A 24,234-nucleotide genomic window follows, 5' to 3' on the forward strand; every position below is an offset into this window, starting at 1 on the left:
CGTGACGATCCGGCGGGGCCCTGCCCGTACGGCGGGGTCAGTGCTGGCCGGCGCGGGGCAGGACCCGGCCCAGCCAGCCGGGCAGCCACCAGTTCCCCCGACCGAGCAACCGCATCAGCGACGGGACCAGCAACAGCCGGACGATCGTCGCGTCGATCAGGACGGCCAGGGCGAGCATGAAGCCCATCTGCTTGATCTCGAGGATCCGGGTGAACATGAAGGATGCGAAGACGACCACCATGATGGCCGCGGCGGCGCTGATCACCTTGGCGGTACGGGTCAGGCCGAGCTGGACGGCGGCCCGGTTGTCACCGGTCCGTTCCCACTCCTCGCGCATCCGGGAGAGCATGAACACCTGGTAGTCCATGGAGAGGCCGAAGACCAGGGCGAACGCGAACAGCGGCAGGATCACCTGGATGAAGCCGGTCCGCTCGACGCCGAGCAGGCCGGCGGCGTGTCCCTCCTGGAAGACGAGCACCGCCATGCCGAAGGCGGCCCCCGAGGTGAGCAGGTTCATGAAGATCGCCTCGAACGGCAGGACCAGGGACCGGAAGGCGATCAACAGGAGGACCCAGCTCGCGGCCAGCACCGCGCCGATGACCAGCGGCATGGCCCGGGAACTCTCGTCGGTGATGTCGACGATCTCGGCCGGGCCGCCACCGACGTGGGCGCTCAGCCCGGTGCCGGCGAACGCGCCCTCGGCCTGGGTACGCAGTTCGCGTACCAGGTCGGCCGTCTCGTCGGTGTCGGCGCCGTGCCGGGGACGGATGGTGATGACGGTGGTGTCGGCGTCCTCGCTCACCACCCCGGCCAGCGCGGCGCCGGCGGTCCGCACCGCGGCGTCGAGGTGGGCCGTGGTGTGCCCCTGCGCCTGGGCGTCGAGCACCCTGGTGATGCTGACGACGTCGGCGACCTCGCGGTTGCCGGCGGCCTGGTCGCTGAACCGGGCGACAGCGTCGAGCTGCGGGTCGTTGAGTTTCCGGCCCTCGGCGGAGACCACCACGGTGATCGGGGTGAGCACGCCGGGCGCGAACGCCTCGGAGACGACCGTGTACCCCTTGCCGGCCGGGGATTCGGCGACGGCGCCGGCACCGAGGTCGACGCCGTACCGGAGATGGAAGACCGGGATCGACAGGGCGCCGAGCAGGACGGTGCCGAGCGCGGCGATGAGCACCGGGCGGCGCATGACCACGGCGATGGCCTTGCCCCAGACGGAGTGCTCGGGGTCGGGGTGCGCCAGCGACCGGCGGGCCCAGGGCAGGGCGAGCCGGTTGATCCGGCCGCCGAGGAGGCCGAGCAGGGCGGGCAGCAGGGTGACCGCGATGAGCATCATGACCAGCACCGCCGTGCTCATGCCGACGGCCATCGAGTAGACCTTGGCCGACCGGACCAGCCAGAGCCCGGCCAGCGAGACGACCACGGTGACGCCGGAGAAGAGCACCGCCTGCCCGGCGGTGGCCACCGTACGGCCGACGGCCCTGGCCCGTTCCTGCCGGCCGTTGTCGACGGCCTTGGCCAGTTCCTCGCGGAACCGGGTCACGATGAAGAGCGTGTAGTCGATGCCGAGCGCGATGCCGACCATGCTGACCGCGGTCTGCACGAAGACGTCGAAGCTGGTGAAGTGGGCGGCGATGCCGAGCGCGCCGAAGGCGCCCAGCACGGCGACGATGCCGAGGACGAGCGGGATGGCGGCGGCGACCAGCGAGCCGAAGGCGAGCAGGAGGACGATGGCGGCGGCCGGGAAGCCGATGGTCTCGGCCATGGAGAGGTCCTCGTTGCCCTGCTCGACGGCGGCGGCGGCGAGCGGGGAGGCGCCGGTGAAGTAGACCTCGACCTGATCGGTGCCGAGTTGCTCGGCGAGCTCGCCCAGTGGCGCGGCCCGTTCCTGGAGTTTCTTGTCGTCGCCGTCGAGGGTGATCGGGATGAGCGCGGTCCGGCCCGCCGGGGCGATGAGCCGGTCCGGGGCGTCGTACGGGCTGGTCGCCGTGACGACGTCGGAGTCCTGGCGGTAGCGGTCGACGGCGGCGTCGACCACCGCGCGGAACGCCGGGTCCTGGGCGGTCAGCGCGGCCGAGTGCAGGACGACGAAGTCCGTCTCGCTCGGCGTGTCCGGGAACTTGTCGGCGATGAGCTGGTTGGCCTTCTCCGAATCGGAGCCGATCACCGAGTTCGTGTTGCCGGTCAGGTGGGAGGTGAAGTAGCCGGCCGAGAAGACGGCCGCGGCGAGCAGCAGCAGCCAGACCAGCATGACCTTGACTGGGTTGAGCGCGGCCCAGACGGCCCAACGATAGAGGCGGCCCTCCTCCAACGGGCGGCCGGCGCCGCCCCTTCGGGTGCGCCTCAGGGTCTCGGTCATCGTCTCCCTCTCCTGGCTGGCGGCCGGTCATCCCGGCCGGCCACTGGTGCTGCGGTCGGCCGCCGGCGCTGACGCTCCGGCGCCGGACAGCCTACCGTCAGTAAAAGTGGATCTATGGAAATTTCTGCGTGTCGGGGTCAGCTGAGCACGGCGCCGGCACCGGCCCGGTGCGCCCGGCTGCGCCGGTTGTCCAGGTGTACGTAAACCCGGTGCAGCCAACGATCCCGCCCGTCGAAGCGGGGGGTGAACTCGGTCCGGCCGTGAAGCACCAGCCGGTTGTCGATGATGGCCATCGAGCCGGACTGGAGCACCAGCGAGGTGGAGACGTCGGTGAGGGCCTGCTTGAGCCGGGCCATCACCTCGCGGGCCTCGTCGTCCAGCCCGGTGGTGGCGTTCAGGTCCAGGCAGATGTTCGGGTCCTCGGGGCTGCCGGTCAGCACCGCGTGCGGCATGGTCCGGTCTCCATGATGGAACGAGGGCGGCGGGGCAGTGATGAAGCGGGGCTCGCCCAGCACCTTCCGGTCGGTGTCCTCGATCAGCGGCAGGGCCTGCCGGATGCAGGTGACCAGGGTGCCGGCCTGCTTGGCGTGGTCGTTGCGCAGGCAGAGCAGGCCGACGTAGTCGGGGCGCTGCGGGTGAAAGGCGTTCTCCACATGGAACTCCAGCGGCACCGACCCGGCGTTGCTCTGCGTCCCCTCCAGACCGGGCACCGGAACGACGTTCTGCACCAGGGCACCGGTCTTCTCGTTCCGGTAGGCGATCACCTCTCCGAGCTGGAGGCCGATCAGCATGGCCACCACGGCCGGTACGGTGGTCGCCCGCTCCACCGACTCCGGTTTGGTCGGCGTGTCCGGCAGGCCGTCCTCGTCGACGGGGAGCCCGGTGAGGATCAGCGCGCCGGTCGCGCCGGCGTCGTTGCGGAAGCAGCGCAGCGTCGCCATCAGCCGCAGTGGCAGCCGGCAGCTGGCCTCCCGGGCCTGCGCCACCCAGGCCAGATCGTCCAGCAGCGCCGGCGGGGTGGCCACGAGCTGCTTGGCCAGTTCCTCCAGGGCGGCCCGTTCATCGTCGGTAAGGTCCAGCGTCAGCCCCTGCGGGGTCGTCGACTGGTCGAGCGTGGTCATCGGTTCGGTCCTCTCGTAGCGCTTCCGGGGTTGCCCCCTCCGGCAGGTCCGCGCCGACTCCGTCCCGAGCCGGCCGGCGGCTGGTCCGGGTGGAGCGGCACGATGTGGTGGGTGAACGGGTGCTCGGCGGTACGGCGTGGCGGGTCACCCGGCGGGCAAAGCGCGGCTGTCCACCTTCCCGTTGGTGGTGAGCGGGATGTGGTCGATGGCGACGAAGGCCGCGGGGATCATGTAGTCGGGCAGGTCGGCGGCGAGGTGCCCGCGCAGCGCGGCCGGGTCCGGCCGGTGCCCGGCGGTGAGCACCAGATACGCCACCAGCCGCTTCTCGCCCTGGCCGGACTCGCGGGCGACCACCACGGCGTCGCGTACCTGGGGGTGGGCGGCGAGCCGCGCCTGGATCTCGCCGAGTTCCACCCGGTACCCCCGGATCTTGACCTGGTTGTCGATCCGGCCGAGGAACTCCAACGTGCCGTCGGGCAGCCAACGGGCCAGGTCCCCGCTGCGGTAGAGGCGGCTGCCGGGGGCGCCGTACGGGTCGGGCACGAACCGCTCGGCGGTCAGGTCCGGCCGGCCGAGGTAGCCGCGGGCCACCCCGACGCCGCCGATGTAGACCTCTCCGGGCACGCCGACCGGCACCGGCTCCAACCGATCGGTGAGCACGTACATGGTGGTGTTGACGATGGGCACGCCGAGCGGCACGAGCTCGGTGGTCGGTGGCTCGCTGATCGGCTGCCCCGAGTTGCCGATGGTGATCTCGGTGGGGCCGTACTCGGTGGCCACCTTCGTCCCGTCCGGGCCGGCCAGCTCCAGCCAGCGGGCCGCCAGCGCCTCGGTGAACGAGTCCCCCGCCGCGATGACCATGCCGGCCAGGTTCCGAGCCTGCTCGGCGGTGAGCTGCCAGGTGAGCAGGTCCAGATGGCCGGGGGTCATCTTGATGAAGCTGTACGGCGCCCCGTCGAGCAGGCACGCGCCGAGGTCGGCCGTGTCCAGCGGCTCGGGCAGCAGGTGGACCGGTTCCCCGGTGATCAGCGGAGTGAAGATGTCCGGAATGCCCAGGTCGAAGGAAATGGATGAGAAGACCGGAGCGCCGCCCGGACCGTGCGCGGCGTACGCGTCGACCGTCCAGAGCAGATAGTTGGCCAGGCCGGCGTGCGGCACCATCACCCCCTTCGGACGGCCGGTGGAGCCGGAGGTGAAGATGACGTACGCGAGCTGCGCCGGGTCGATCGGCACGTCGACCGGGGTGTCCGGGCGGGCCGCGAGAGCCGCCGCGTCGGTGTCGACCAGGACCAGGGTGCCGTCGTACAGCTCGGTGAGCGTGGGCCGCTGCACGGTGGAGGTGACCACCACCCGGACATCGGCGGCGTCGAGCATGTGCCGCAGCCGCTCCGGCGGCAGTTTCGGGTCCAACGGCAGGTAGCCGGCCCCGGTCTGCCAGACGCCGAGCAGCGCGGGGATCAGGTCCGGCGTCCGGCCCAGGCAGACCCCGACCAGGGTGTCCCGGCCGGCCCCCAGATCGAGCAGGTGGTGGGTGAGCTGGTTGGCCCGCCGCATCAGCTCCCGGTAGGTGAGCCGGACCTCGCCGACCCGCACCGCGACCCGGTCCGGGGTGGCCGTCGCCTGGGCCCGGATCAGGTCCACCACGGTCACCCCGCCCCGGTCCGCGGTCCCGGCGACCGCCCAGTCGACCAGCACCGCGCGCCGCTCGTCGGCCGGCAGCCGGGCGCCCCGGGCGTCACCGTCCGGATCGGCGGCCATCGCCACCAGCACCTCCCGGTACAGGGCGGCGAGCCGGCCGGCGTACCCCGGGTCGACGGTCTCCTTGACGGCGCGCAGCCGCAGCCGGCCGGGGGCGGCGGTGACCCGCAGGCCGTACGCCGCCCGCTCGGCGGGCAGGCCCGGGACCGGCTCGCCGGGGGTGTCGGCGGCGGCGTCCCACTCGAAGAGGGCGTGCTGCCGCTGCCCGTCCCCGGCGGCGGACGGCCGGTACGCGTGCCGGTGGGTCCAGGCGGCCCGCTCCGCCTCGGCGACCCGGGTGACGAGCCGACGCCAGGTCGCCGCGCCGGTGACCATCGGCACGGGCAGGGTGAACCGGTGCAGCAGCCGTTCGCAGTCGGTGCCGGCCGACTCCAACCGCCCGTACGGGGCGAGGGTCGCCTCGGTGTGCCCGGCCGGTTCGGCGCTGAGCATGCCGAGCACCGTCTGGTGGGCGGCGAGCAGCACCGTGGACAGCGGTACGCCGGCCGCCCCGGCGAGCGTGGCCAGACCGGCGGCCAGGTCGGCGAACTCGACGGTCAGCTCGGTGCTGCCCGGCTCGCCGCCCCAGCCGCCCGGCAGGGCGAACGCGGTGCCCGCCAGCAGCCGGGTCCAGTAATCCGCGCCGTCGAAGTCGGCGGCGGCGTCTAGCCCGGCGGCCACGCAGGGCGCGTGCCGGGTGCCGGCGACGGCCCGGTCCACGTCGGCGGCGTGATAGGCGCGGAGCAGTTCGGCGAGGATGCCGGACAGGTCCACCACCGAGGTCAGCGCCCGGGGTGCGGCGACGACCGGCGTCCAGCTCCGCTCGGTTTCCAGGACCACGGTCAGCCGCAGCGGCCCGGGGCTGGCCGGGTCGAACGGGGTGGCCCGCTCGGTCGCCAGCAGCGTGCCGAACATCGCCTCCCGCTTGGCCTCGTCCACGCTGCGGTGGTCGTGCTCGGCAACCGGAATCGGGGCGTCCGGGTGCACCAGGTACACCGGCTCGGTGCCGCTGGACACGTCGACCGAGGTACGGAGGACTTCGTGGGCGCGCACCACGGCCCGTACCGCCGAGGCGAAGCGCTCCGGCGAGAACGGGGCCGGGTCGGTGACCCGCCGGCCGTCCAGGTCGACCTCGGCGAAGGCGGGCTCCTCCTCGACCAGCTCGGCCTGCGCCTCGGGCAGCGGGTAGGCGTCCCGGGCACCGGCCGGAACGATCTTCCGGTCCCGGGGGCTGAGCAACGTGAACGGCTCGATGTCGCTCTCGTCCGGCTGCTCGCTGGTCACCGAATCGAGCGTGGTCATGTCTCCTCCTGGAGATCCGGGTGCGGTGAGCGTCACTGGGGCAGCCGGGCCGGCCCGGCGAGGGCCGTCGCGCCGGAGTCCCGCAGCACTGTCGACATCAGGTCGGCGGTGGCGCCGTGCAGAAAGAAGTGGTCGCCGGGGAAGAGGCACAGCCGGGAACCGGCCGAGGTGTGCCGCTGCCAACCGCCGAGCGCCTTCGGCGGCACTATCCGGTCCGCCCGGCCACCGAGCACGGTCAGTGGCACCGACAGTGGCGCCTCGCTGCGGTACTCGTACGTCTCCAGGACCGCGAAGTCGGCCCGGAGCACGGGCAGCATCAGCTCCATCAGCTCGACGTTGTCCAGCAGGCCCGGGGGTGTGCCGCCCAGCTCCGCCAGGCGCCGGCGGATCTCGTCGTCGGTGGCGCAGTGCAGCAGCGGCCGGGTCGGTGCGGTACCCGGCGACGCGGCGGCGGAGACGAAGACGTGCGCGGGCTGGCGGACCGGGCGGCGGCGCAGCGCCCGGGCCAGCTCGAACGCCAGCAACCCGCCCATGCTGTGCCCGAAGAGGGCGTACGGGCGGTCGAGCGCGTCGGTCAGCGCGTCCGCCAGGGACCGGATCAGCGGAGCGACCCGCCGGAACGGCGCCTCCCGCAGCCGGGTGCCCCGGCCGGGCGGTTCCAGCGCCAACACCTGCACCCCGGCCGGAGCCGCCTCCTGCCAGGCCCGGTAGACCGCCGCGCCACCCCCGGCGTACGGCAGGCAGAAGAGCCGGAAGTCAGCTTCCGGACTCAACTCCCGGCCGGCCAGCCACCGCCTGTCCACCCGACATCTCCTCCTCTCTGATCTGGCCGTAGTCGAGCCGGACGAGCCGGTCGGCGGCGTGGAAGTACCGGTCGTCGTGGCTGATCACCACGACTGCCTTGTCCCGGTCCCGCAGCTCCGGCAGCAGCTCGCGGTAGAAGAAGTCCTTGAACGTCGGGTCCTGGTCGGCCGCCCACTCGTCGAAGAGATAGAAGGAGCGGTCCTCCAGGTACGCGACGAGCAGGGCCAGTCGCTTGCGCTGCCCGAGGGAGAGCGCGGTGGTGGAGAACCGGTCCCCGGTGATCCGTACCTTGTGGTCGAGTTGCAGGCGGCGCAGGTAGTGCTGGGCCCGCTCGGCCCGGTCGGCCGGGAGCCCGAGCAGGCTGTCGAAGAGGTGGAAGTCGGAGAAGACCGCGGAGAAGAGGTTGCGGTAGTCCTCTCGGTTGGCCGTGGTGACCTCGGTGCCGTCCACCTGGACCACCCCCGCCTCCGGCGGGTAGAGGCTGGTCAGCACCTTGGCCAGGGTGGTCTTGCCGCTGCCGTTGGCGCCGACGACGAACAGGATCTCGCCCCGGCGGAACTCGAAGTCCAGCGGGCCGAGCACGAACTCCTCCCCGGTGGGGCCGGGGTAGACGTGGCTGACCCCGCGGAAGGAGATGGTGCGCCAGCCGGCGAACCGGTTGGTGGCCGCCGACGACGTCCCGGTCGCGGGAGCCTGCGCGGGCACCCCGGCCGGCCGGACGGCGTCACCCGGACCGGCGGCCGGCGGCGGGCCGGCGGGCTCCCCGGCGACGGGCTTCAGCGCGGCGAGCCGCTCCTCGATCGTGGCCAGGGCCACCGAGGCCCGGCCCAGAGCCGGGAACCAGACGAGAACGCCCTGGAGGCTGGAGACGGCGAAGAGCAGGATGAGTACGCAGGCCGCCAGCGTCTGGCCGGTGAGGGCGAACCAGGCGGGGAAGGCGAACAGCAGCAGGCCGATGAAGGTGAAGAACACGCCCTGCCCGCCACCGGTGGCTCCCTCGTAGACGGAGAGACCGACGACGCTGTGCCGGCGGTAGGCGAGTGCGGTGCGCTCCAGCTCCTGCTCGACCAGGGCGGTACGCCGGTCCCGGTTGAGCTTCAGCTCCTTGATGCCCTCGGTGACCGAGCGGAAGTGGCCGAACAGCACGTCCTGTTCCCGGCGGGCCGCCTTGAGCGCGCCGAGGCCCGTGGCGGACATGAGCAGGTAGAGCAGCACGCCGACGACGACCGTGCCGCCGGTGGCCAGGGCCACCACCGGGGAGACGATCACCAGGTAGGCGATCGCCACCACCACGAACGCGGCACCGGAGCAGATGCCCGGCAGGCCGGGCAGCGCGTCGGCGATCACCACCACGTCGTCGGAGAGCGCCGAGTAGAGCCGGGCGGTGCCGGTCTTCTCGACGGTCCGCAGCGGAGCGCCCAGGATGCCGTCGATCAGGCGCCGGCGCAGGTGGTAGATCGCCCCCTGGGAAAGCCGGTACAGCATGGCCTGGGAGACGAACCTGGTCAGCAGGGTGGCCAGGCAGAGCGCCACGTATCCCCAGATCAGCCGGGCCGTGGGAGCACCGTCGGCATCCAGGGCCAGGTTGACCATGGCGATGAAGGCGGCGCCGGTGCCACCGCTGACGATGCCCGCCACGATGGCCAGCAGGAACGGGCCCCGGCGGTAGCGCAGCAGGTAGGCGAAGAGGCTCACGCCGGCACCTCCCGCAGCCGGGCGCGGAGGCCGGCCAGCGCGGCGGCCGGGTCGTCGGCCAGCCAGCCGAGCAGTTGGTCCCAGCGGCGCATCATCAGGTCCAGGACCCGCGCGTCGAACACGTCGGTGGAGTAGAGCCAGGTGCCCAGCAGCTCCGTCCCCCGCTCCCGCATGATCAGGGCGAGATCGACCTCCGCCGGCTTGAGATTGCTGCCGAGTACCTCGGAGAAGACGTAGTCGTCGCCGACCTCCAGCGAGCGCACCTGCAACCCGGGCAGCGTCAGCTCCGGCACCTCGGCGTTGAGCAGGTTGAACAGGACGCGGGTCGGGTCGCCGGCCGATCCGGCGCCGGTGACCATCCACAGCGGTGCGCCCCGGTGCGCGTACGCGTCCAGGGTCCGGTCGCGGACCTGGCCGACCAGTTCCCGGAAGGTCGACGCGGCGGCCAGGTCGGCCCGGACCACCAGCGGGTTGACGAACCAGCCGACCAGCTCCGCCGTCTCCGGCCGTTCCCGGCCCGCCTCGGGGAAGCCGACCGGGATGTCGTCCCGCCCGGAGAATGCCGCGAGCAGGAGGTCGTACGCGGCCAGCAACACCATGAAGAGGCTGGCCCCCTCCCCCTCCGCGAGCCGACGCAGCCTCCCGGTGACCGCCGGGTCGACCCGGAACGCCCGGGTGAAGCCGCTGGCGACCGGGTCAGTGCCGGTTCCCGTGGACATCCGTTGCAGGGTCAACGCGGGAGGCAGGTCGGCCAGCGTGTGCCGCCAGTGGTCCAGGTGGACGTCCAGCGCCCCGGCGGCGAGCTGCTGCCGTTGCCAGGCCGCCACGTCCGGATACTGCACGGCCAGCGCCGGCAGCCGCGGCTCCCGGCCGGTGGTGTGGGCCGTGTAGTGCTCGGCCAGGTCCCGCACCAGCACCCCGTACGACCAGTTGTCGGTGGCCAGGTGGTGGATGGTGAGCACCAGCGCGTGCTCGTCCGCGCCGAGCCGGGCCAGCAGGCCGCGCACCAGCGGCTCCGCGTCGATCCGGAACGGTCGCCGCCCCTGTTCCTCGATGAGGGCGCGGAGCCGGCCGGGCTGCTCGGCCGGGTCGACGTCGCGCAGGTCCACCGTGTCCAGCGGCCAGCTTCCGGCCGGGTCGACCCGCTGCGCCGGCCCGTGCGGACCGTCGACGATCCGGGTACGCAGCGCCTCGTGCCGGGCCACGATGTCGTCCAGGCTGCGGCGCAGCGCGGACTCGTCGAGCGGCCCGGTCAGCCGCACCGCGGTGACCACGTTGTGGATCGGGTCCACCGGGCCGAGCGGGTGGTGCCGGATCAGGTGCTCCTGGGAGAAGGAGAGCGGCAGGTCGCCGTCCCGGTCGACCCGGGGGATCGGCGCCGGCCCGGCGTCCGCACCGGCCCGGCGGTGCCGGACCTGCTCGGCCAGCCAGCCGACCGTCGGGTTGCCGAAGAGCTCGCGCAGCGGCAGCCGCACGCCGTACCGGGCGTCGATCTGCCCGGCGAGCTTGGTGGCGAGCAGCGAGTGCCCACCGAGGGAGAAGAAGTTGTCGCTCGGCCCGACCTCGTCGATGCCGAGCAGCTCCCGCCAGATGTCGGCGATCCCCTGCTCGACCTCGTCCCCGAGGGCCGGGCGCCCGGCCGGCGGCTCGACGGCGGCCGGGGCCGGCTCGGGCAGGGCGCTCCGGTCCACCGTGCCGGTCAGCGTCCGCGGCAGCTCGGGCAGCTCGACGTAAGCCGCGGGGACCAGGTGCTCCGGCAGCCGCTCCTGAAGGTACGCCGTCAGCTCCCCGGTGGTCGGGACCGCGTGCCCGGCGAGGTAGCCGACCAGTCGGGCGTCCCGCCCCTCGCCCCGGGCCACCACGGCCGCCCCGGTGACGCCGGGATGCCCGGCCAGGGTGGCCTCGACCAGGTCCAGGTCGACCGGGAAGCCGCGCAGCCGCAGCCGCCGGTCCCGGTGCCCGAGGTGCTCGACCGTCCCGTCGGCGCGTACCCGGCCCAGTTCACCGGTGCGTAGCAGCCGCGCGCCGGGTTCCGTGGCGAACGGGTCCGGCACCAGATACGCGGTGACCGGGCCGGCCGGGACCACCGCTCCCCCGACGTGCAACTCGCCGACCACGCCGACCGGGACCGGCTGGCCGGCCCGGTCCAGAACGTGCACCCTGGTGCCGGGCACCGGCCGGCCGACCGGCACCGGCGGCCGGACCCCGCCGGCGTCCACGGTGTCCGGTTCGGTCGGCTCGCCGTCGACGGCGCAGCGGTGGGCGGTGACCGGCGCGGCCACGTCCACCGGCACGAGCAGGTTGTGCAGGGCCGCCGGGCAACGCTCGGCGAAGCGGGCCACCACCTCCCGGGTCAACGGCGCGCCCGCGCAGAGCACGTGCCGCAGCGCCGTGCAGCGCTCGACCCCGCGCTGGTCGAGCAACTCGGCCAGCAGGTCGGGCACGAAGCAGGCCACGGTGACCCGTTCCGCGCGGATCAGGCTCACCAGGTGCCGGGCGTCCCGGTGCCCGCCGGGTCGGGCCAGCACCACGGTCGCGCCCGCCAGCAGCGGGGCGTACAGCTCCCACACGGCCGAGGCGGCCGAGGCGGGGGCCTGCTGGAGCACCCGGTCGTCCGCGGTCAGCCCGACCGCGTCCCGCAGCCAGCGCAGCCGGTCGCGCAGCGCGTCATGGCGGTGCACGCTGATCCGCGGTGGGGCCGAGGGTTCGGCCGGGTAGCTGACGTAGGCGAGGTCGCCGCCGGCCACCGGGGCCGCCGGGGCGTCGGGGCCGGCGCCCGCCACGGTCGGGTCGGCGGACGGGTCGTCCACCAGGCAGGTCGGCCCGGCCCAGGGCAGCGCGTCGCCCTCGGACCGCCGGGCGAGCAGCAGCGCGACCCCGGCCGCCGCCAGCAACCCGGTGGCCCGGTCCGCCGGCAGTGCCGGATCCACGGGTACGACCACCCCACCGGCCCGCCACACCGCCAGCGGCGCGGCCACCAGCTCCACCGAGCGGCCCAGCCGGACACCGACCGGGGTGCCCCGGCGTACGCCCGCCCCCGCCAGCCGGCCGGCGAGCCCGTCGACCAGGGCGTCCAGCTCGCCGTAGCTGACCGTACGGGAGCCGAACCGGACCGCCGGTGCGGTCGGGTCGCGGCGGACCGCCTCGGCGAAGGCGTCGACGACCAGCGGCAGCTCGGACCCGCCGGCCACGCCGGCATGGGCCGCTCCGGTGGCCAGGGCCAGCAGTTCGTCCCGCTCGACGCTGCCGACCAGCGGCAACGCCCCGATCGGGGTGTCCGGGTCGTCGAGCAGGCCGCGCAGCAGCCGGTGGAACATCCGCACGTAGCGCTCGGCCGTCTCGGCGTCGAAGAGATCGGTGCTGTACTCCAGCCGGCCCCAGATCGTCTCGCCGTCCTCGAACAGATCCAGCAGCAGGTCGAACTCGGCCTTGCGGGCGTCGAGCGAGACCGGCTCGACCCGGACCGGCCCGTCGTGCCAGGCCGGGAAGGGCACGTTCTGGTACGAGAAGAGCACCTGGAAGACCGGCGTGCTGGCCGCCGAGCGCTCCGGCTGCAACTGCTCGACCAGCCGCTCGAACGGGATGCCCTGGTGGTCGTACGCGGCCAGGCAGACCGCGCTGACCCGGCGCAGCAGCTCCCGGAAGGACGGGTCGCCGCGCAGGTCGGTACGGAGCGCGAGGGTGTTCATGAAGAGGCCGATCAGCGGTTCCAGCTCGACCAGTCGCCGGTTGGCCACCGGGGAGCCGACCACGATCTCCTCGTCACCGGTGAGCCGGTGCAGCAACACCTTGAAGGCGGCGCCCAGCACCATGAAGAGAGTGGCGTTCTCCTCCCGGGACAGCGCGCGCAGCCGGGTCACCACGGCAGGCGGGATCTCCACCGGCACCGAGTCGCCCCGGTAGCTCTTCTCCCTCGGTCGGGGCCGGTCGCCGACCAGGCCGATCTCCGGTGGGGCGCCGCCGAGCTGGCCGGTCCAGTACGCCAGGTCCGCCGCCCACGCCTCCTGGGCGGCCGGCTCCTGCTGCCAGTGGGCGAAGTCGGCGTACTGCACCGGCAACTCGGGCAGGTCGTCCGGCAGCCCGGTGACCAGGGCCCGGTAGCCGGCGATCAGCTCCCGCAGCAGCACCCCCATCGACCAGCGGTCGGAGACGAGGTGATGCAGCTGGAGCAGCACCCCGGTCCGCTGTGGACCGAAGCGGAGCAGCCGGACCCGCAGCAGCGACCCGGTGGACAGGTCGAAGGGCTGGTTGATCAGCTCTTCCTCACGGCGGCGCAACTCGGCGTCGACCGCTTCCGGCGCCACCCCGGGCACGTCCTCGATCCGTACATCCGGGGGCAGCTCGGCGCGGACCTGCTGGTGCGGGCGGCCGTCCAGCTCGACGAAGACGGTCCGCAGCGACTCGTGCCGGCGGACCACCTCCGCGCAGGCCCGCGCGAAGAGGTCGGCGCGGAAGTCGCCGTGCACCCGCATCGCGGTGGAGATCACGTACGCGGAGGTGCGCGCGGCGAACTGCTCCAGGAACCAGATCCGGCTCTGCGAGAAGGTGAGCGGGACCGGGGCGTCCCGGTCCGTACGGGGCTGCACGGTGCGCGCCGGGGCGCGGTCGATGCCCTCCTCCTTGAGCAGGTTGCCCAGCAGCGCCAGCCGCTGCGCGGAGAGCGCGAACCGACCTCTCGTCATGCCGCCACCTCGCTACGGTCGGCGGCGACATGAGGCACCACCGCGCTGCACTGATGATTCGCTCGCTGACGCTCACTCATGCCGCCACCTCGCTACGCTCGCCGGCGACATGAGGCACCACCGCGCTGCACTGATGATTCGCTCGCTGACGCTCGCTCATGCCGTCCTCCCGTCGGTGTCGAGCGCCTGCTGCACCTCGTCGTCGGAGAGCTCGCTCAGCCTGATCAACAGTTCGGCGGTCTTCTCGACGACCGCCCGTTGGGCGGGGTCGGCGCTCAGCGCGCGGGTGAGGCCGGCCACCGTCGGGTCGCTGAAGACCCGGTGCAGCGGGACATCCACCCCGAACGCCTCCCGGACCCGGGCCACCATGCGGGTGCTGAGCAGCGAGTGCCCGCCGAGGGCGAAGAAGTCGTCCAGCACACCCACCCGGTCGACGCCGAGTGTCTCGGCCCAGATGCCGGCGACCACCTCCTCGACCGGGTTGCGCGGCGCCACGTACGCCGACCGCACCTGCCGCCGGCCGGCCTCCGGCGCGGGCAGTGCCTTCCGGTCGACCTTGTTGTTCGGGGTGAGCGGCAGCGCGTCCAGGAAGACGTAGATCGCCGGGACCATGTAGTCGGGGAGCTGCTCGCCGAGGGCGGCCTGGAGCCGGGGCAGCAGCCGTCGGGTCCGGCGGCCGAGGGCGTCGTTGACGTACCGCTCCCAGCGCGGCTCCCCGCTCCCGATGGGCTCCGGGCGGGCCGGGCCGGAATCGGCGGACTCGGCCAGCCGGGGCAGCGGTCGTTCGGGGCGGCCGTCCGGGCCCAGCCGGCGCAGCACCGCGGCCATGCGCCCGGCCGGTCCGTGTCCGGACCAGTCCAGGTCGAGCTGGTAGCCGGCCTCGTCGGCGAGCCGGCGCAACTGCTCCGGTTCGGCGGCGGCCGGGTCGTCCCCGGCGGCGACCAGTTCGGCCCGGAGTTCGGCGATCGTGCCGCCCGCCTCGGCCAGCGCCGTGGTGGCCCGGGTCCAGCGGTCGACCCGGGCGTTGGGTACGCCCCGCAGGGCGAGCAGCGCCGGCCGCCCGCCGGTCAGCCGGTCCCGGAGCCCGTCCGGGGTCATCCGCTCGGCGCTCCAGTCGAGCCACTCGACGTCCCCGGCCGGGGCCGCGTCGGTGGCGACGCTGTCGCCGCCCGCCACGGTGAGCCGTACGTCGTACCGGAACCGGGTCAGCTCGTTGCTCACCTCGCCGAGCTTCGGCAGCACCCGCACCTGCGCGAGCTGGGGGAAGCGGGCCGGCAACGCGGTGAAGAAGCCCGGGTCGAAGACCAGCTCCTTCTCGTCGGCGACGGCCCGCCGCACCCGCTCGCGCAGTTGCTCGGCGGTGTCCTCGGGCGCGGCCCGCTCCAGCTGCACCGAGGTGTGGAAGGACTCGAGCAGCGGCAGGCTGCGGATGTCACCGAGGAAGAGCGAACCGCCCGGGGCGAGCCGGGGCAGCGCGCCTTCGATCACCCGCAGCAGGTAGCGCTCGTCGGCGAAGTACTGCACCACCGAGTTGAGCACGATCACGTCGAAGCGCCGGTCGGGCAGGGTGTCCAGCTCGTCGGCCGCGCACTCGAACAGCTCCACGCCGGACAGTCCCCGGGCCGGCGAGCCGACGTCGACGCGGAGCCGGTTCAGCGCGACCGCCGAGATGTCGGTCCCCCAGTAGCGCTCCACTCGCGGGGCGACCCGGTAGAGAATCAGGCCCGTCCCGCAGCCGATCTCCAGCACCGAGCGCGGGTCGTTCTCCAGGATCCGCTCGGCGGTGGCCTCGGCCCAGCCGCGCATCTCCGCCACCGGGATCGGCGCCCCGGTGTAGCTGCTGTTCCAGCCGCGGGTGTCGAAGGTCGGGTCGACCTCGTCGGTCTCCTCGACGTCGTAGGCGGTGTCCCAGATGTTCCGCCACTGGTCCGTCTCGCGCGGCCACTCGGCGTCCGCGTCGGCGTCCGCGTCGGGGTCGGCCACCACGTACGCCACCAGCCGCTGGTCGCCGGGCGTGTCCTCGCGTACGGTCACCACCGCCTGGTTGACCTGCGGCTGCCGCTCCAGCACCGACTCGATCTCGCCCAGCTCGATCCGGAAGCCGCGCAGCTTCACCTGGTGGTCCAGCCGGCCGAGGAACTCGATGCTGCCGTCGGCCAGGCGGCGGACCAGGTCGCCGGTGCGGTAGAGCCGGTCGCCCAGCCCGATCGGGAGCGGGTGCCGGACGAACCGCTCGGCGGTCAGCTCGGGCCGGTCCAGGTAGTCCCGGGCCAGGCCGGCGCCGCCGATGTGCAGCTCGCCGGGGACGCCGAGCGGGGCCAGCGCCCCGCTGGCGTCCAGCACGTGCAGCTCGGTGTTGGCGATCGGCTCGCCGATGGAGATCGGCCCGTGGTCGACCCGCGCCACCGCCGACCAGATGGTCGTCTCGGTCGGGCCGTACATGTTCCACAGCTCGGCGCAGCTGCCCAGCAGCCGCTGGGCCAGCTCGGCGGGGAGCGCCTCGCCGCCGGCCAGCACCCGCAGCCCGGGCCGCCCGGCCCAGCCGGCGTCGAGCAGCATCCGCCAGGTGGAGGGGGTGGCCTGCATCATGGTGGCGCCGGAGCGGTCCAGTGCGGCGGCCAGCCGCTCGCCGTCGGCGGCGACCTCCCGGCTGACCACGACCACGCTGGCGCCCTCCACCAGCGGCAGCAGCAGCTCCAGCCCGGCGATGTCGAAGGAGAGCGTGGTGACCGCCAGCAGCGCGTCACTCGGCGCGATGCCGGGCCGCTCGGCCATGGTGAGCAGGAAGTTGCCCAGCGCGCCGTGCGGGATCCGCACCCCCTTGGGCCGGCCGGTGGAGCCGGAGGTGTAGATGACGTACGCGAGGTCGTCCGGGCGGACGTCGAGCGCCAGCGGCTCGGCCGACTCGGCGGCCAACTCGTCACGGAGCAGGTCGAGGCAGAGTGGCCGCGCCTTCACCCCGCCCAGGCTCTCCAGCACGTCACTGCTGGTCAGCAGGACGGACAGGTCGGAGTCGGCCAGCATGAAGGCGATCCGGTCCGGCGGGAAGCCCGGGTCCAGCGGGACGTACGCGCCGCCGCTCTTGAGCACGGCGAGCAGCGAGACGACCATGTCGGCCGAACGCTCCAGGCAGATGCCGACCAGCGTCTCCCGGGCCACCCCGAGCTGCCGCAGCCGGCGGGCCAGCTGGGTCGAGCGCCGGTCCAGCTCGGCGTAGGTCAGGGTCTCCCGGTCGGTACGCAGCGCCGGGGCGTCCGGGGTGGCGGCGGCCCGGGCGGCGAAACGCTGCGGCACGGTCACCGGCTCCGGCCAGTCCCGTCGGGTGTCGTTCCAGCGCAGCCGCAGTTCCCGCGCCTCGTCGGCGCCGAGCATCGGGACCTGGTCGATCGGGCGGTCCGGCTCGGCGAGCAGGTTCTCCACCAGCTGCGCCAGATGGCGGGACATCCGCTCGATGGTGGCCGGCTCGAAAAGGTCGGTGTTGTACTCGAACCAGCCGGTCAGCCCGTCCGGCCGGTCGAAGACCTGAAGTTCCAGGTCGAACCGGGCGGTGACGCTCTCCACGTCGACCGGCTCCAGCCGCAGCCCGGGCACGTCGAACTCGGGCATCGGGATGTTCTGGAAGATGAAGTGCACCTGGAAGATCGGCGAGCGGGACAGGTCCCGGCGCGGGGCCAGGTCCTCGACCAGCCGCTCGAAGGGCAGCTCCTGGTGGGCGAAGGCGCCCAGGCAGGTCTGCCGGACCCGGCCGACCAGCTCCCGGAAACTCGGATCGCCCGAGAGGTCGGTGCGCAGCGCCAGGGTGTTGACGAAGTAGCCGATCAGCCGTTCGATCTCCGGCCGGTTCCGGTTGGCCACCGGCACGCCGACCACGATGTCGTCCTCGCGGCTGTAGCGGTGCAGCAACACCTGGAAGGCCGCGAGCAGCGTCATGAACGGGGTTGCGCCCTCCCGCTGGCTCAGCGCGCGCAGCCGGGTCATCACCGGCTCGGGCAGGGCGAACGGGCGGGAGCCGCCCCGGGTGCTCTGGACCGCGGGGCGGGGCTTGTCGAGCGGCAGCTCCACCGCGGCCGGCGCCCCGGCCAGCGTCTCCCTCCAGTACGCCAGGTCGGCTTCGAGGGCGTCGCCCTCCAGCCGCTGCCGCTGCCAGACGGTGTAGTCGACGTACTGGATCGGCAGCTCCGGCAGGGTCGACGCGCGGCCGGCGGAGAAGACCCCGTAGAGCTCGACCAGCTCGGCGATGGCCACCGACATGGACCACAGGTCGGCCGCGATGTGGTGCATGGTCAGCAGCAGGACGTGCTCCTCCGGGCCGAGCCGGAGGAACTTCACCCGCAGCAGCGGGCCGTTGGCCAGGTCGAACGGGCGGCTGAACTCCTCGCGGGCCAACTCCTGGATGCCCGGCTCGCCTTCCGGGCCACGCAGGTGGGCGCAGTCGACCACGGTGAACTCCGGCTCGCCGGTGGCGTTGACCACCTGCCGGGGCTCGCCGTCGACCTCGGTGAACGTGGTCCGCAGCGCCTCGTGCCGGCGGGCGATCTCGTTGCAGCTACGCCGCCACACCGCCAGGTCCAGCGGCCCGTGGATGCGGACCGCCCCGGGGATGTTGTACGCGGCGCTGCCCGGCGACAGCTGCTCCAGGAACCAGAGCCGTTGCTGGGAGAAGGAGGCGGGGAACTCCCGCCGCTGCTTCTTCTGCCGCAGCCGCTCGGCCAGCAGCGCGCGCTTCTCCGCGGCGGACAGGCTGCCCAGGTCGGTGGTGGTCACGGGCGATCATCCTCGGTTCGCTGGTGGGCCGTTGCGGTGGTACGGGCCGGCTCACGCCGGGTGGTACGGATCCGGGTCACGCTTCCCCTCCCTCGTCCTCGGCGAGCAGGGCACGCAGCTGCGCCTCGACCTCCTCGTCGGAGAGGTCGTCGAGGCCGGCCAGCTCTTCGTCCGGCCCGGTCCGGCTGACCGCCTCGATCCGGTCGGCCGCCGGATCGCTGGGGGCACCGGGGTCGGCCAGCACGGTCACGGTGTGCGCCACGGTCGGGCTGTCGAAGAAGCCGCGCAGGTTCAGCTCCACCCCGAACCGGCTACGGATCTTCGCGCCGATCTGCACGGCGGCCAGCGAGTGTCCACCGAGGGCGAAGAAGTCGTCGTGGACGCCGACCCGGTCCAGCCCGAGGACCTCCTGCCAGATCTCGGCCACCGCCCGTTCCGCGTCGGTGCTCGGCGCCACGTACGGGGTGGCGAGGTCGGGCCGCGGGTGGGTGCCCCGGGGCGGGGCGATCTGCTCGACCTCACCGGCGAGCAGCGCCGGGGTGATCGAGCCGGCGAGCCGCCGCAGCCCGGCCAGGTCCCGACCGGTCACCACCACCTGCTCGGGCAGCACCGAGGCGCGGAGCAGCCGGTCGAAGGCGGCCATCCCGTCGGCGGCGGTCATGCCGGCGCTGAGGACGTGCAGTGTGCCCGCGGCGGGCTCCCCCGGGCCCGGATCGGCGGCGGTGACCGCTCCGTTGCGCACCTGCTCCAGCAGGCCGTCGATGTCGTTGATCCGCTTGATGGTGAAGTCGACGATGCTGGCCAGCAGCCGTCCCTGCGGGGAGAGCAACTCGATGCTGACAGTCAGGGTCTCGCCGGAGTCGCCCGACTCGGCGACCTCCACATGACAGTGGATCACCCGGGTCAGCGGGGCGAACACCCGCAGGCTGCGGTAGGTGAACGGCAGGTAGAAGACGTCCCGGGCCCGGATCCGGGCCGAGGCGCCGGCCACGTCGAGCAGCGCCGGATGCAGCGGGTAGCGCTCCAGGTCGGCGGCGAACTCCTCGGCCAGTTCCAGGGTGACCATCAACCGCTGCGCACCGGCCTCGATGCGGCGCAGGCAGCGCCAGCGCGGGCCGAAGGAGAACTGCAACCGGCCGCCCTGTTCGACGCGGTCGAGCTTCAGCCGGCGCTTCAGCTCGTCCTCGGTGTCGATCACCTCGGTGACCGCACAGTCGTCGCGCAGCCGCGCCAGGTCCCGGCTGGTCTCCGTCGGCCGCTCGGCGAAGGAGACCAGGCCGGTGGCGTGCTCCTGCCAGCGGGCCGAGTCCCCGTCGACCCGGCTCTGCACGCTGAACCGGAGCTGCCCGTCCCGCTCCTCCACGGTGGTGAACAGCTCGCGGGTCTGCCCGTCGGGCACGATCACCGGCATCAGGAAGAGCACGTCGTGCAGCTCGACCACCCGGCCGGCGGCCTGCTCGGCCACCGCCGCGTTGACCAGCTCCAGGTACGTCGTCCCGGGAACCAGGCCGTGCCCCATGATCCGGTGCTCGTCGACGATCCAGCTGTCGGCGGTGCTGAGCGTGGTGGCGTACGTCCGGGATCTCCCGCTCGACGCGACCAGCCGGTGCAGCAGCGGATGCCCGGTCAGCGCGGTGCCGCCGTGCAGCCGTTCGACGAGGCCGGCGGCCATGCCGGTGTTGCGCCAGGTGTCCCAGCCGACGGCGGCCACCGGCGCCCCGGTGGTGGCCCGTCGCCACTGGGCGAAGACGTCCAGGAAGGCGTTGGCCGCGCAGTAGTCGCTCTGCCCGGGGCCGCCGAGCAGCCCGGTGAGCGAGGAGCAGAGCAGCAGGAAGTCCAGCTCGTCGGTGCCGCAGACCGCGTCCAGGTTGAGCGTGCCGACGGTCTTGGCGGCCAGCACGTCCGCCACGTCCTGGGTGGACTTGACCGCGATCAGGCCCCGGGACGGGAGCCCCGCCGCGTGGATCACGCCGTGCAGCCCGCCGCCGGCCGTACGCAGCCGGTCGACCGCGCCGGCCAGGGCGTCCCGGTCGGTGACGTCGGCGTCCAGCACGATCACCCGGGCACCCAGTTCGCGGAGCTGCTCCAGGCGGCGGATCCGGCGGCTGGTGTCGTCCTGCTCGCCGTGCCCGGCCAGCCAGGCGGACCACTCCGCCTCGCCGGGAAAGGCCGAGCGGGTGAGCAGCCCGAGCACCGGGGCGTCAACCGCGCGGGCGATCTGCTCGGCCAGGGCCAGACCGACGCCCCCGAGGCCGCCGGTGATCAGGTAGACGCCGCCGGGACGCAGTCGCCCGCCCGCCGTACCCGGGGCGGCCAGCCGGACCGCCTCGAAGTCGCGTACCCACCAGTGCCGGCCGCGCAGGGCCAGTTCCCGTTCGGCGGCGGGTGCGGCCAGCCGGGCCAGTACGGCGGCGGCGGTGCCGGGCCGCCGGCCGCCGGTGGGCCCGCCCGCGGCGGTGCCGGTCAGGTCGGCGCCGGTCAGGTCGAGCACCCGGCAGGTGACGTCCGGCACCTCCTGCGGGATGACCGTGGTGGCGCCGAGCAGCGGAGCGTTCTCGGGCTGGAGTTCCTCGTCGCCGGTCACGCCGAACAGGCCCCGGCTGAGCACGTCGAGCTCCACCGGGCCGGTCGGCTGCACGTCCCCGATCGCCTGGGCCAGGGCCAGCAGGCTGTCGAAGCCGACCCGGCGGGCTCGGTCGATCCGGCCGCCGTCCAGCCCGTCGGCCGGCTCGGCGGTCAGGCTCCACAGGTGCACGACCCGGATCGTTCCCGGGGCGTACGTCTCCAACGACTTGAGCAGGCCTGCGTACTGGTCCCGGCTGGTCGGGTCCAGCTCCCAGGCCCGGTCGCCGGTCTCCCGCAACTCGTCCCCGGCACTGACGCGCAGCACGACGGCGTCGCCGCCGGCCAGTCGCGCCGCCAGCTCGGCGCCGAGGGGCAGCTCAGCGCCGAGCAGCACCCACACCGCCACCCCGCCGGAGTCACCGCCGGCGGCCTCGGCGACCGCCGTGGTCAACCGCCGCCAGCCCGGTACGTGGAACCACTCCGCGTCCGCCCCGGTGGTCACCGCGCGGCGCGGCGCCGGCGTGGTCTCCGGGTCGATCCAGTAGCGCTGCCGCTGGAAGGCGTACGTGGGCAGGCGCATCAACCGGCGCGTCGCGTCCCCGTCCCGGGCCGTCCAGTCGACGGGCACCCCGGCGGACCAGAGTTCCCCCAACCCGGCCAGCAGATGCTCGTGGTCGTCGATTTGCTGGCCCGGATGGCGTACCGAGCCGACCACGGTCCGCCGCTCGTGCCAGGCCCGGTGCTGGCGTACGAAGTTGCGCAACGTCTGCCCCGGACCCACCTCCAGCAGCACCAGCTCCTCGTCGGCGAGGAGCACGTCCAGGGCGTCGGCGAAGCGCACCGGTGCCCGCAGGTGCCGGCCCCAGTAGGCGGGATCCGTGGCCTGCTCGTCGGTGATCCAGGCACCCGTCACGTTCGACACGAACGGGATCGCCGGCGGGTGCAGCGTGACCTGACGTACCGCCTCGACGAAGGGCTCCACCGCGGCGTCCATGCTCGGCGAGTGGAACGCGTGCGAGGTGCGCAGCCGGCGACGGGCCACCCCGGCCGCCGCCAGCCGCTGCTCCAGCTCGTCGACCGCCGCCGTCGGGCCGGCCATCACACACAGCCCGGTGGAGTTCACCGCGGCCAGACACAGCTCGTCGGTCAGCCAGCCCGCCGCCTCCGCCTCGGGCAGGAACACCGCCAGCATCGACCCGGTCGGCATCGACTGCACCAGCCGGCCCCGGGCCGCCACCAGCGCCACCGCGTCCTCCAGGGAGAACACCCCGGCCAGGCAGGCCGCCACGTACTCGCCGACGCTGTGCCCGACCATTGCCGCCGGACGCACGCCCCACGACATCCACAGCCGGGCCAGCGCGTACTCGACCAGGAACAGCACCGGCTGGGTGACCGAGGTGCGGGCCAGCGTGCGCGCCGCGTCGCCCCCCTCGTCGTCCTCGGCGAACAGCGCGAGCCGGGGGTCGTCGTCCAGGTGGGCGGCGAACAGCCTGGCGCAGCGATCCACTTCGGCGGCGAACGTCGGCTCCGACCGGTACAGGTCCCGGGCCATCCCCACGTATTGCGCGCCCTGGCCGGGGAACAGGAACGCCACCGGCGTGTCCCGCCCGGCGAGCGTGCCGGCGCCCGCGTCGGCGGCCCGCCGCAGCGCGCCGACCAGGTCGGCGGCGTCCCGGCCGACCACCGCCGTCCGGTGCTCGAACGCCCGGCGCCGGCTGGCCAGGGTGTACGCCACGTCATCCAGGTCCAGCTCGGGGTGGGCCGCCAGGTGCTCGGCGAGCCGACCGGCCGCCTCGGCCAGCGCCGGCGCCGACCGGGCCGACAGCGGCAACACCCGGATGGCGGTACGGTCGGCGCCGCCCCCGGACGTGGCCGGTTCCCCGGCCGGCGCCTCCTGCAGGATCACGTGCACGTTGCTGCCGCCGATGCCGAACGAGCTCACCGCGGCCCGGCGCGGCACCGCCTGCCGGGGCCACGGCCGCAGCTCGGTGTTGACGAAGAACGGGCTGCTCGGCAGGGCCAGCTCCGGATTGGTCCGGGTGTGGTGCAGGGTCGCCGGGATTGCCTCGTGCCGCAGCGCCAGCACCGCCTTGATCAGGCTGGTCACTCCCGCGGCCGCGTCCAGGTGCCCCACGTTGCTCTTCACCGAGCCGATCGCGCAGTACCCGGTCCGGTCGGTGTGCTCGCGGTACGCCCGGGTCAGCGCGGTGATCTCGATCGGGTCACCGAGGGCGGTGGCGGTGCCGTGGGTCTCCACGTAGCCGATGCTGTCCGCGTCCACCTCGGCCACGGCCAGCGCCTCGGCGACGACCCGTGCCTGACCGTCCACGCTGGGCGCGGTGTAGCCGACCTTCAGCGAGCCGTCGTTGTTGACCGCGGTGCCCAGGATGACCGCGTCCACGGTGTCCCCGGCCGCCCGGGCGTCGGCCATCCGGCGCAGCACCACCACGCCCGCACCGTTGCCGGAGACGGTCCCCTGCGCCTGCGCGTCGAAGGGCCGGCAGTGCCCGTCCGGGGACAGGATGCCGCCCTGCTCGTAGAGGTAGCCGCCGTGCAGCGGCACGCTGACCGAGACCCCGCCGGCCAGCGCGATGTCGCACTCGCCGTTGAGCAGGCTCTGCACCGCCAGGTGCACCGCCGTCAACGAGGTGGAGCAGGCGGTCTGCACGGTCATGCTCGGCCCGGTCAGGTCCAGCTTGTACGACACCCGGGTGGCCAGGAAGTCCTTGTCGCTGGAGATCAGCGTCTGGTAGCTGCCGGCCGAGTCCACCGCACGCTGATTGGCGAGCAGGTTGAACAGCAGGTACGAGTTGAGGCTCGCTCCGGCGAAGACGCCGATCCGCCCGGCGAAGGTCTTCGGGTCGTACCCGGCCGACTCCAGCGCCGTCCAGACGCATTCCAGGAAGACCCGGTGCTGCGGATCGAGCACCTCGGCCTCGCGGGGGTGGAAGCCGAAGAAGCCCGCGTCGAAGCGGTCCGCGTCGGTCAGCACCCCCTTGGCCTTCACGTAGTTCTCCCGCGCGGCCAGCTCCGGGTCGGCCCCGGAGCTGGTCAGCTCCTCGTCGGAGAGGCTGACGACGCCCTCCCGGCCGGCCGCGAGGTTGGCCCAGAAGGTTTCCACGTCGGGGGCGCCGGGAAAGCGCCCGGCCATGCCGATGACGGCGACCTGGTTCAGGTCTCCGGTTTCGTCTGACACCTGCCTCACCTT

General features: G+C 73.6%; 8 protein-coding genes. All 8 read right to left on the minus strand.

The features are described 5' to 3' along the window. Positions 1–37 precede the first annotated feature (37 nt). Positions 38–2,356 (minus strand): MMPL family transporter, encoded by a 2,319-nt coding sequence (locus GA0070604_RS17385; RefSeq protein ID WP_091119010.1) that lies wholly within the window; start codon positions 2,354–2,356, stop codon positions 38–40. Between the two features lie 137 nt (positions 2,357–2,493). After that, on the minus strand, positions 2,494–3,477 hold the full coding sequence (locus tag GA0070604_RS17390) for a TauD/TfdA family dioxygenase (RefSeq protein ID WP_091119013.1): 984 nt from the start codon (positions 3,475–3,477) through the stop codon (positions 2,494–2,496). 144 nt (positions 3,478–3,621) lie between these two features. Then, complete coding sequence (locus GA0070604_RS17395; RefSeq protein ID WP_091119017.1) at positions 3,622–6,516, minus strand: non-ribosomal peptide synthetase; 2,895 nt, start codon at positions 6,514–6,516, stop codon at positions 3,622–3,624. Positions 6,517–6,548: 32 nt separating this feature from the next. Beyond that, positions 6,549–7,319 carry a thioesterase II family protein gene (locus GA0070604_RS17400; protein ID WP_091119021.1) on the minus strand — a complete coding sequence of 257 codons (771 nt, stop codon included), beginning with the start codon at positions 7,317–7,319 and terminating at the stop codon, positions 6,549–6,551. Continuing rightward, a complete protein-coding gene (locus GA0070604_RS17405; RefSeq protein ID WP_167363501.1) occupies positions 7,273–9,015 on the minus strand; it encodes an ATP-binding cassette domain-containing protein in 1,743 nt (580 codons plus the stop codon). Before GA0070604_RS17405 ends, GA0070604_RS17400 begins: the two co-directional genes overlap by 47 nt. Further along, the gene (locus GA0070604_RS17410) at positions 9,012–13,697 is read right to left on the minus strand and encodes a condensation domain-containing protein (protein WP_091119028.1); all 4,686 of its coding nucleotides are present in this window, start codon (positions 13,695–13,697) and stop codon (positions 9,012–9,014) included. The genes GA0070604_RS17405 and GA0070604_RS17410 overlap by 4 nt, the downstream gene beginning before the upstream one ends. Positions 13,698–13,853: 156 nt before the next feature. Next, the gene (locus tag GA0070604_RS17415; RefSeq protein WP_091119031.1) at positions 13,854–18,461 is read right to left on the minus strand and encodes a non-ribosomal peptide synthetase; all 4,608 of its coding nucleotides are present in this window, start codon (positions 18,459–18,461) and stop codon (positions 13,854–13,856) included. A gap of 76 nt (positions 18,462–18,537) precedes the next feature. Then, positions 18,538–24,222 carry a type I polyketide synthase gene (locus GA0070604_RS17420; RefSeq protein ID WP_091119033.1) on the minus strand — a complete coding sequence of 1,895 codons (5,685 nt, stop codon included), beginning with the start codon at positions 24,220–24,222 and terminating at the stop codon, positions 18,538–18,540. Positions 24,223–24,234 lie beyond the last annotated feature (12 nt).

This window comes from Micromonospora eburnea (assembly GCF_900090225.1).
Taxonomy (GTDB): domain Bacteria; phylum Actinomycetota; class Actinomycetes; order Mycobacteriales; family Micromonosporaceae; genus Micromonospora; species Micromonospora eburnea.

Excerpts from the sequence above, each read along its gene's own strand:
- GA0070604_RS17385 (WP_091119010.1), bottom strand. The coding sequence starts at position 2,356 with ATGACCGAGACCCTGAGGCGCACCCGAAGGGGCGGCGCCGGCCGCCCG.
- GA0070604_RS17395 (WP_091119017.1), bottom strand. The coding sequence starts at position 6,516 with ATGACCACGCTCGATTCGGTGACCAGCGAGCAGCCGGACGAGAGCGAC.
- GA0070604_RS17410 (WP_091119028.1), bottom strand. The coding sequence starts at position 13,697 with ATGACGAGAGGTCGGTTCGCGCTCTCCGCGCAGCGGCTGGCGCTGCTG.
- GA0070604_RS17390 (WP_091119013.1), bottom strand. The coding sequence starts at position 3,477 with ATGACCACGCTCGACCAGTCGACGACCCCGCAGGGGCTGACGCTGGAC.